The 10,217-nt window shown below is 37.4% G+C and carries 10 protein-coding genes; 3 read left to right on the plus strand and 7 right to left on the minus strand.

Annotation, left to right across the window (positions count from 1 at the left end; translation table 11 throughout):
- Positions 1-288 (plus strand): NADPH-dependent FMN reductase family protein (locus tag M983_RS04020; RefSeq protein WP_074388142.1); only part of this gene is annotated, 288 nt, incomplete at its 5' end.
- 150 nt (positions 289-438) lie between these two features.
- Here M983_RS04020 and M983_RS04025 read toward each other — a convergent pair.
- Together M983_RS04025 and sdhE are read right to left on the minus strand one after the other, a co-directional pair.
- A complete protein-coding gene (locus tag M983_RS04025) occupies positions 439-846 on the minus strand; it encodes a protein YgfX (protein ID WP_066747403.1) in 408 nt (135 codons plus the stop codon).
- A gap of 531 nt (positions 847-1,377) precedes the next feature.
- The gene (sdhE, locus tag M983_RS04030) at positions 1,378-1,653 is read right to left on the minus strand and encodes an FAD assembly factor SdhE (RefSeq protein WP_066747416.1); all 276 of its coding nucleotides are present in this window, start codon (positions 1,651-1,653) and stop codon (positions 1,378-1,380) included.
- Between the two features lie 264 nt (positions 1,654-1,917).
- On the opposite strand from sdhE, the gene ygfZ reads away from it, so the two are divergent.
- Together ygfZ and M983_RS04040 are read left to right on the plus strand one after the other, a co-directional pair.
- Entirely contained in the window at positions 1,918-2,904 is a 987-nt protein-coding gene (gene ygfZ / locus M983_RS04035; RefSeq protein WP_066747419.1) for a tRNA-modifying protein YgfZ, read from the plus strand.
- A 22-nt stretch (positions 2,905-2,926) separates the two neighbouring features.
- On the plus strand, positions 2,927-3,529 hold the full coding sequence (locus M983_RS04040) for an HD domain-containing protein (protein ID WP_066747405.1): 603 nt from the start codon (positions 2,927-2,929) through the stop codon (positions 3,527-3,529).
- A 71-nt stretch (positions 3,530-3,600) separates the two neighbouring features.
- On the opposite strand, the gene gcvP is transcribed toward M983_RS04040, so the two are convergent.
- The 5 genes from gcvP to M983_RS04065 all read right to left on the minus strand — a co-directional run.
- A complete protein-coding gene (gene gcvP, locus M983_RS04045; RefSeq protein WP_066747407.1) occupies positions 3,601-6,477 on the minus strand; it encodes an aminomethyl-transferring glycine dehydrogenase in 2,877 nt (958 codons plus the stop codon).
- A 90-nt stretch (positions 6,478-6,567) separates the two neighbouring features.
- The gene (gene gcvH, locus M983_RS04050) at positions 6,568-6,960 is read right to left on the minus strand and encodes a glycine cleavage system protein GcvH (RefSeq protein WP_066747409.1); all 393 of its coding nucleotides are present in this window, start codon (positions 6,958-6,960) and stop codon (positions 6,568-6,570) included.
- Positions 6,961-6,994: 34 nt separating this feature from the next.
- Entirely contained in the window at positions 6,995-8,089 is a 1,095-nt protein-coding gene (gcvT, locus tag M983_RS04055; RefSeq protein WP_066747412.1) for a glycine cleavage system aminomethyltransferase GcvT, read from the minus strand.
- Between the two features lie 449 nt (positions 8,090-8,538).
- Positions 8,539-9,774: an FAD-dependent 2-octaprenylphenol hydroxylase gene (gene ubiI, locus M983_RS04060; RefSeq protein WP_066747414.1), complete on the minus strand. Its 1,236-nt coding sequence runs from the start codon at positions 9,772-9,774 to the stop codon at positions 8,539-8,541.
- 29 nt (positions 9,775-9,803) lie between these two features.
- Positions 9,804-10,217 (minus strand): FAD-dependent monooxygenase (locus M983_RS04065; RefSeq protein WP_210433226.1); only part of this gene is annotated, 414 nt, incomplete at its 5' end.

The following is a 10,217-nucleotide window of genomic DNA, read 5'->3' on the forward strand; positions in this document are numbered from 1 at the left end:
AAAAATAAGCTGATAGCTATGTATGGTATGGGCGATCAGGTGGATTACAGTGAATGGTTTCTTGATGCATTAGGTATGCTCTATCATCATTTGCTACCAAGTGGTGTTAAATTTATCGGGTTTTGGCCAACTGAAGGTTATGAGTTTATTAGTCCTAAACCATTATCAGATGATGGTAAACACTTTGTCGGTCTTGCCTTAGATGACGTAAACCAATTTGAAGAAACTGATGAGCGTTTATCACAATGGTGTATGCAAATTTTACGCGAAATAGAAGAAAACTTATAGATATGACGACAATGACGACAATAAAGAACGTTGTTTCTTGTTAAAATTTATTGATCACTATCGTTAATCTCAACAGCCTATTTCAAATAAAATCTCACATCACCTTTAATAAAACACCATCAAACACAGCATAAAATAAAATACCCAGAATTAAATATCTGGGTATTGCATCAAAAGTTGTGAGAAATTACGCCAATCATTTTCTGCCATACTATCAAAAGCAACCCATAATGTTATTTGCTTATTGTTTAAAGCAGACTCGAGCGTTAATCTTGCGCCAAATCGGCTAATCCAAGGACGCTTAGCTAAACGCCATTCATGTAACTTCCATTGAACACGATTATCATTAAGTAGAATTAAATCGCCTTTAATTCTATTGATATTTCGCTGTGAAAAATACCAGCCAATAATAAGTAAAAAAAGGGAAGGTACCCATATATAGATAAAATTAGGCGACCAAGGAAACAGGAGCAAGGCTATTTCAAAAGTCACATAAAAAAGGGTTGAGAATAGCTGTGTAAACCAAGAAACGGTTAAGTGCGTTTTCCATAAAATCACGAGTTATATTAACTCCTGCTTTAGTCATTAACTGATAAATGAAACTCTATTAAGAATAACACGTTCATAAAATGTGTTTTGATATGTGATAAGAGGAAACTATAACATACAATTTTATTCTCTCTGTTAATCTATTTTAGAAGAATAGTTCATAAACAATAGCGATGATATTAGCTGATTCCTCTTTTATTACCACTTTATTAGCACACTAATTCTAGTTACTTATACTTAACTAATGTATTGAAGTATAAATAAATTATTGAATTTTCATAAGAAAAAATAAAATAAAAGTGTATTTAGATATATTTTTTAGGAATTTACCGCAAATTGATGATAACAAAACAAGCTTGTTTCATTGAAATAGTCGTGGATATAAAAGAATAAAGAAATGTTAAAACTTTTTATTCTCAAATATATTTATTTAAGTTATTTATATATTAATAATATTTCATCATATTATATATAAATGCCTTTATAAGGCTTTTATAAAGGCATTTTCAATAAAATATTCATTTTACTTATTATTAGTAATCAGTATTTACCAACAATATCAGCCATTCTAAGTTTATTTCTTTCTTGGATTAACTTAACCATATAATACATTGAATCATCTTCAGGACGACCATGGTTCATTAACCAATTAAAAAGATCAGGGTCTGGACATTCAAGTAAGCGTACAAACAGCGCTTTATCATCATCAGATAACGTATCGTATTCGTTTTCAAAAAAAGGCATGATAGAGATATCAAGTTCACGCATTCCACGACGGCATGCCCAATTAATTCGTGCTTTATTTTCAATATCGATAGTCATACTTTGCTCTTTATATGTTCAATTCAAAGAAATAACGCTATTTCCACCTATCTATGATGATAGTCTTATCAAAAAAAATTTAACATCAAAATGATCACAGTTTGCCTCTTTCCTCTCATCAGCAAACTATTGAACTCAAAATCATTTGTGATTTAACAATATTCTTTTCTGTGCGCTATAAATAATAATAACTTGCATTGTCTTGTGACTCTTTTACCATGAACTATGTCTCTGATTAATTAAATGGCTGGTGATGTCATGACTCAAAATTCTATTCAGGCTAAACGCCCACATGCTGCAATCAATCTACCGTTAACACTGATTTCTTTAGATGAATGGTCACTAATAACCGTAATAGGGGCTGATAGTGAAAAATATCTACAAGGTCAACTAACGGCAGACATTAATGCATTACCAAGAAATGAACATACGTTAGCTGCACATTGTGAAGCGAAAGGAAAAATGTGGAGTACATTACGCATTTTTCATCAAACTGATGGCTTTGCTTATATATTGCGTAAAAATGTTGCTGAAAAACAACTCGCTGAAATAAAAAAATACGCTGTATTTTCTAAAGTGACCTTTACAGAAAAAACGAATACCGTACTACTCGGTCTTGCTGGTCAAGGTGCTGCACAAGCATTAGCAGACTATTTTCCTGAAATACCCCGTAAAGCTAATGAAGTTATTCATCACGAAAATACATCTATTCTTCAACTACCTTTACCGACAGAACGTTTTTTAATTATTACAGATGAAGATACAGCCAAACATTTAGCTACTACGCTGAATGCTCAAATAAATGATAGTGAGCAATGGTTATCACTAGAGATTGAAGCAGGTTATCCAATTATCGATACACCAAATATCGAACAATTCTTACCTCAAGCAACTAATTTACAAGCTTTGCCTCTTAGTATCTGCTTTAAAAAAGGCTGTTATACCGGTCAAGAAATGGTTTCTCGTGCGAAATTTAGAGGTGCTAATAAGCGTGCAATGTATTTACTCGCGGGTGGTGGTGAAACACTACCTGAAATTGGCGGTAGTATTGAATGGCAATTAGGTGAAGATAAATGGCGTAAAACAGGGACTGTATTAACAGCGGTTCGCATGTCTGATAATACGTTACTTGCAGAAGTTGTGATGAATAAAGATATGGAGGCTGACAGTGTTTTTCGTATCCAAGGTGATAGTGCAAGCCGCTTATCAATAAAACCACTTCCTTATTCTTTAGAAGAAGAATAATTCATTAATCTGACGGATTATTATGACACAATTACCAACTGGGGCTTTTGGTCCCTATTCAGACACAATTAAATTTATTATTGAGTTAGATAAATTAAAGCGTATTTATCGTAAAAATAATGTGCTAGATAATAGTCGCCGTGAAAACTCGGCTGAACATAGCTGGCATTTTGCTATTGCAGCTATGAGTTTTCAGCCTTATGCAGGTGATATCGATATTGGTCATGCTATTCAATTAGCCCTAGTCCATGATGTTGTGGAAATAGATGCAGGTGATGTCATGGTTTATGATATTGCAGCACGTAAAGCTGTTGCTGAACAAGAGAAACTTGCAGCTAAACGTATTTTCGGTTTACTCCCGTCACCTCAACATGAATATTTTCTTAACTTATGGCAAGAATATGATGAAGCGAAAACGGCTGAATCACAATTTGCTAATATTCTCGATCGCGCAATGCCAATGCTAATGAACCTACATAATGAAGGGCAAAGCTGGGTTGAAAATAATATTCGCTTAGAACAAGTTATAGAACGTAATCTGTTTATTGAAAAACAGTGGCCTGAGTTTTGGCAATACCTTTATGCCCAATTGCTAGAAGCGCAGAAAAAAGGCTGGCTAAAATAGTCTTTATAGAAAAAATAAAAAAACCGATGACATTAATCATCGGTTTTTATTTTGAGATATTAAGCTATCAATTATTCATAGTCACTAATTGGTGCACATGAACAATGTAAATTACGGTCACCATAAACATCATCAAGACGTTTTACGGTAGGCCAATATTTATTACGTTTCGTTGCTTCACTAGGAAATACTGCGCATTCACGGCTATAACTGTGTAACCATTCTTGCACTAATTCATATTGCGTGTGAGGAGCATTGACCAGTGGATTATCATCAAGAGGCCAAGTTCCTTTATCAACTTGCGTAATTTCAGCACGAATAGAAAGTAACGCTTCAATAAAGCGGTCTATTTCTACTTTACTTTCTGATTCTGTTGGCTCAATCATCAAGGTTCCTGCTACAGGGAATGACATCGTTGGTGCATGGAAACCATAATCGATAAGACGCTTAGCAACATCCATTTCACTGATGCCATAATTCGCTTTTAAAGGACGAATATCAATAATACATTCATGAGCAACCAAGCCATCAGCACCTGAATAAAGAATGTCATAGTCATTCTTCAAGCGTTGAGCAATATAGTTAGCATTTAAAATTGCCACTTGGCTAGCTTTTTTCAGTCCTTGTGAGCCCATCATGCGAATATACATCCAGCTAATTGGCAAAATTGATGCACTACCAAACTGAGCGGCACTGACTGCGCCTTGTTTAGTAACATGTTCCATTTCAACAACGCTATGACCTGGTACAAAAGGTGCTAAATGTGATTTAACACCAATAGGTCCCATACCAGGACCACCGCCGCCATGAGGAATACAGAATGTTTTGTGTAGATTCAAGTGGGAAACATCAGATCCAATAAAACCGGGTGTCGTGATACCTACTTGTGCATTCATATTCGCGCCATCAAGATAAACTTGTCCACCATATTGATGAATAATGTCGCAAACTTCACGAATACCCTCTTCATAAACACCGTGAGTTGAAGGATAGGTCACCATCACACAAGAAAGTTCATCTTGATGCTTTTTCGCTTTCGCTTTTAAATCGGCAATATCAATGTTTCCATTGTCATCACACCCTACAACAACCACTGTCATACCCGCCATATGTGCTGAAGCAGGGTTGGTACCATGTGCTGAGCTTGGAATCAAACAAATATGACGTGCACCTTCACCACGGCTTTGATGATAACGACGAATAGCGAGTAATCCCGCATATTCACCTTGTGCACCTGAGTTTGGTTGCATACACACAGCATCATACCCCGTTAAGGTTGCCAACCAGCTTGAGAGTTGTTCAACCATTATCTGGAAGCCTTTTGCTTGATAAGGAGGGCAAAATGGATGTAATTGTGTAAATTCAGGCCACGTAATAGGAAGCATTTCAGCAGCTGCATTTAATTTCATCGTGCATGAACCCAGTGGGATCATGGCTTGATTCAGCGCTAAATCTTTATTTTCTAACCGATGCATATAACGCATCATTTCCGTTTCACTGTGATAAGAATGGAAATTTTCGTGCGTTAGTACTTTGTCATTACGTTGCATTGAGACTGGAATTGACATTGAAGTTGTTGCAACCTGCTTATCTAACTCATCAATATTGCCAGATAATGCTTTACCGCTAATAACTTCGATAAGTATCAGAATATCATTGCGCGTTGTTTTTTCACTTAATGTCACGCCAACAGCACCGACAAGGTCAGTACGCAAGTTAAGCTCAGCATCTTTTGCTCGTTGTAAAATAGCTGACTTATCAGTAGTTTCGATAGTTAATGTATCAAACCATGTTTTGTGACGTAATGTCATGCCATTTTGTTGTAAACCGAGCGCTAAAATATCGGTTAAGCGATGAATGCGCTGAGCAATAGTTCTTAAGCCTTCAGGTCCATGATAAACCGCATACATAGCGGCAATATTCGCGAGTAAAACTTGTGATGTACAAATATTAGAGTTCGCTTTTTCACGACGAATATGTTGTTCTCGCGTTTGCATTGCCATACGTAATGCACGATTTCCTGCGGCATCACGAGAAACACCAATTATACGACCTGGCATTGCACGCTTATATTCATCACGACAAGCAAAGAATGCGGCGTGTGGTCCACCATATCCCATAGGTACGCCAAAACGTTGTGCTGAGCCTAAGATGATATCAGCACCTTGATGACCAGGCGCCGTTAACACCACCAGCGCCATTAAATCAGCCGCAACGCTTGTGATAATTTTGCGGTCTTTTAATTGCGCTAATAATTGGCTGTAGTCATGCACTTCACCTGTTGTGCCGACTTGCTGTAAGAGCACACCAAAAATACCTTCAAGTTCTAATGCTTTTTCGGCTTTATCAACAACAACATCAAAACCAAATGTCTCAGCTCGTGTTTTTACGACATCTAACGTTTGAGGATGAATATCATCAGCCACAAAGAAACGGTCTGCATTTTTTAATTTACTCACACGCTTTGACATTGCCATTGCTTCTGCCGCAGCTGTTGCTTCATCCAATAATGACGCTGACGCTAAATCCATGCCCGTATAATCAATGGTGACTTGCTGAAAATTCAATAGTGACTCAAGGCGCCCTTGGGAGACTTCTGGCTGATATGGCGTGTAAGCGGTGTACCAACCTGGATTTTCTAATAAATTACGTAAAATAACAGGTGGTAATACACAAGGGACATATCCCATACCGATATAAGAAGCAAAGCATTTATTTTGACTAGCGATAGCTTTGAGTTCTGCTAATGCTTCTTGTTCTGTTGCGCCATAGCCAACATCAGGAGGTGTCTCTAATTGAATATTATCAGGGACAATTTTTTTTGTTAATTCAGCCAATGAGGAGACGCCAACAGTACTAAGCATCTCTTTAATCTGTTCTGGTGATGAACCGATATGGCGACGAATAAATTCATCACGGTGTTCTAACTGCTGTAAAGTCTGTGTCATTGCAATTAATTTCCTGAATTCACTATAAAAATGGATTATGGATTAGCAATAAATAAAAACGCCCCGATAGTTAATAACGGGGCGCTTATTTTATTCTTCGTTATCAACTAGCTCTTGATAACCTTCAGCATCGAGTAATTGATTTAATTCACTCTCATTATTAGCTTTAATTCTAAATAACCAACCCTCAGCATAAGGTGCGCTATTAACCAATTCAGGAGAGCTATCTAGCTCTTCATTAACAGCAATTATTTCACCTGAAATAGGCGCATAGATATCAGAAGCGGCTTTAACTGACTCAGTCACTGCACAATCTTCACCTGCGTCTACTTCTCTACCGACTTCGGGTAAATCAACAAAGACCATATCACCTAATAGTTCTTGCGCATGTTCAGTGATCCCAACCGTATATTCACCATTGCCTTCAGAACGGATCCACTCATGCGATTTTGCGTATTTTAATTCACTTGGTAACTGACTCATTGACCATACTCTCCATTTAAAATAATTATGCGTGTTATACCAATGCTTTACCTAATCTAACAAAACCCGGTTTGACTACTTCGACTGGTATTTCACGATTACGCATTAATACAATTGCGCTATCTTTAATACCTGTTGGTACCCTTGCTAATGCAATACTAAAACCTAATGTTGGTGAAAAAGTACCACTGGTTATCACACCTTCTTGAACTTCACCATTTTCATCAGTAAAACGGACTGCGCTATCTGCACGCAATACGCCTTTTTCTCGCATAACTAAACCAACAAGTTTATTTGTGCCTGTTGCGCGTAATTTTTCTAGTGCTTCACGGCCTATAAATTGACGATCTTCTGGTGACCATGCAATGGTCCAGCCCATATTTGCTTCAAGAGGATTAATTGTTTCATCCATTTCTTGACTATAGAGATTCATACCTGCTTCTAATCTCAGTGTATCTCTTGCGCCTAATCCCGCAGGTTTTACTCCCACAGCTAATAATTTTTTCCAATAATCAACAGCTTGTTCTTTTGGCATCGCTATTTCATACCCAGCTTCACCAGTATAGCCCGTTGTTGCTATAAAAAGAGAATCAATCTGTACGCCATAAAATGGCTTCATTGCAGAGACGATTTGACGCTGGGACTCCGTTAGGAGTTGTTGTACTTTTTCTTGTGCATTAGGACCTTGAACGGCAATTAAAGCTAAATCATCTCGTTCTTGAATATCAACAACATAATCTTTTGAATGCTCAATTATCCATGCCAGATCTTTTTCACGTGTTGCCGAGTTAACAACAAGGCGATAGAAATTATCATCAAAGTAATAAACGATAAGATCATCAATCACACCGCCTGATGCGTTTAGCATCCCCGTGTAAAGTGCCTTACCTTTTTCGGTGAGTTTAGCAACATCATTGGCAAGTAAGTAACGCAAAAAGTCACGAACTTGTGAGCCATGTAAGTCAACAATAGTCATATGAGAAACATCAAACATTCCAGCATCACGGCGAACGATATGATGTTCATCTATTTGAGAGCCATAATGCAACGGCATCATCCAACCATGAAAATCGACCATACGAGCGCCACATGCGACATGCTCATCATATAATGGAGTCTGTTTTGCCATTCTTCCCTCTTTCTACTTATCTTTAGATTATCCAGAGAACGCAATATGTTAAAACGTATAAAATATCAATTTGAAATTAAATGAGAAATCAACGCATTAAATTTCAATTTACATTTATGTTTAACACTCTTTTTAAATATAGCGTTTAAACATAGCATTAACTATTACGAGCAATAAACGTATAGCGCAAACGATACCTTCTCTTTGAACTTAGCATTGTGAAGACAAATAAACCATAAGTTAAAATAGGGTATTGCCTCTTTCAATCATAAATGACAGATATAAGTATGCGGAATGAATGATTACGATTATGCGTATCAGCACTCATTTTTAGTGAACTATTACTGAAAAAAGGGAGTTAGAGCAAAGAATAGACTGAAAAAATAGATTTTTTTAGTTCTATTATTTCAGTCTGTCATAAATAAAAGTAATGTGAAATAAGGTATTAATTAGATTTTTTCAGCTGAAAACCGCTGCCTATCACTTAACCACTCAGGCAAATCAGAAAGCCCCATTGCCTGCTCAAGCAATTTAGGTTTAATACCAGGTAAGTTATCCGCTAATGAAAGCCCGATATCACGTACTAATTTCTTAACGGGATTATTACCAGAAAATAGCTCACGAAACCCTTGCATACTTGCAAGCATAATCGCGGCAGCATGTTTACGACGGCGTTCAAAACGGCGAAGATAGAGGTATTCACCAAAGTCTTTGCCTTCTGCTTTTAAGCGTCTGATTTCACCAATAAGCTCAGCAACATCCATAAAACCAAGGTTTACACCTTGCCCTGCTAAAGGATGAATAGTATGAGCAGCATCACCTAATAGCGCTAATCGCGGAGCTGCAAATTGGCGTGCATAACGGCCTGTCAGCGGTATTGTCATGCGTTCACTCATTAGCTCACATAATCCCAAACGCATATTAAAGGTCGCTCCTAAAGTACGCTCAAATTGTGTTTTATCGAGATTTTTATATTCTTGAGCAAGAGCACCTGGCAAAGACCAAACAATAGAGCATGTATGCGGTTCAGAAAGTGGAAGAAATGCTAAAATACCGTCACCATGGAAAATCTGTCGAGCAACATTTTCATGAGGTTGCTCAGTGCGAATTGTCGCCACTAAAGCATGATGTTCATAATCCCAGAATGTCAATGGTATATCAGCATGACGGCGCAACCAAGAATTTGCACCATCAGCGCCTATCACAAGCCTTGCTGTGAGCATTTCGCCATCATTAAGCGTGATAAAAGCATCATTTTCACCCCAAGCTACACGCTCTATTTGAGTTGAAGAATAGAATGTAATATCACTATGGCTTTCGCATTTTTGCCAAAGTACTTCGCGAATAAGATTATTTTCAATAATAGAACCTAGGTGAGAAAAACCTTCTTTTTGAGCTGAAAACTCAATTCGACCAAAACTATCTTGATCCCACACTTCCATACCTTGATAAGGTGTTGTGCGTAATGCTGTTAAATTTTCCCATACACCTAATTTTTTGAGTAATAACTCACTTGCCGTATTAATGGCTGATACCCGTAATGCAAAATCATCTTGTGGATGGTAATGTTCAGTAACTGGGTGATTTTCAATTATCGCAATACGTAATCCACAGCCGTGTAATCCGCAGGCCATTGCAAGCCCCACCATGCCACCACCAGCAATAACAACATCAAATGATTTCATAATAAAAGTATCCTAAAAAGCGATTATACTCAGTTTATCCAACCTAAGGTTTGGTACGCTAATTTATCACGCATTGCAGGGAAAAGTTCCATCGCCATTAACCCTAAATTACGAGAAACGACTAAAGGAGCACAACGATTAGCAAAAACACTAACTAATCCATCAGTGATGGTAATGGTGTTTTCTCTATCTTCTTGGCGTAGTTGCTGATATTGAGAAAGAATATGATAACTGCCAATATCAGCCTCTGAGTTAATCGCTTTAGTTAACGTATTCGCTAATGTCATCACATCTCGTAGACCAAGATTAAACCCTTGACCTGCAATAGGATGTAATGTTTGAGAGGCGTTACCCACTAAGGCTACACGATGCCCAATAATTTGCTCTGCTTTTTGCAACGCTAATGGATAACAATGCCGCTGACCAATATGTTCAATTCGTCC

It is taken from the genome of Proteus myxofaciens ATCC 19692 (genome assembly GCF_001654855.1).
In the GTDB taxonomy this organism is placed as follows: Bacteria; Pseudomonadota; Gammaproteobacteria; order Enterobacterales; family Enterobacteriaceae; genus Proteus; species Proteus myxofaciens.

Bases quoted from the DNA above. Each gene is read 5' to 3' on its own strand.
- ygfZ (WP_066747419.1), top strand. From the start codon at position 1,918: ATGACTCAAAATTCTATTCAGGCTAAACGCCCACATGCTGCAATCAAT.
- M983_RS04040 (WP_066747405.1), top strand. From the start codon at position 2,927: ATGACACAATTACCAACTGGGGCTTTTGGTCCCTATTCAGACACAATT.
- gcvP (WP_066747407.1), bottom strand. From the start codon at position 6,477: ATGACACAGACTTTACAGCAGTTAGAACACCGTGATGAATTTATTCGT.
- gcvH (WP_066747409.1), bottom strand. From the start codon at position 6,960: ATGAGTCAGTTACCAAGTGAATTAAAATACGCAAAATCGCATGAGTGG.
- gcvT (WP_066747412.1), bottom strand. From the start codon at position 8,089: ATGGCAAAACAGACTCCATTATATGATGAGCATGTCGCATGTGGCGCT.
- ubiI (WP_066747414.1), bottom strand. From the start codon at position 9,774: ATGAAATCATTTGATGTTGTTATTGCTGGTGGTGGCATGGTGGGGCTT.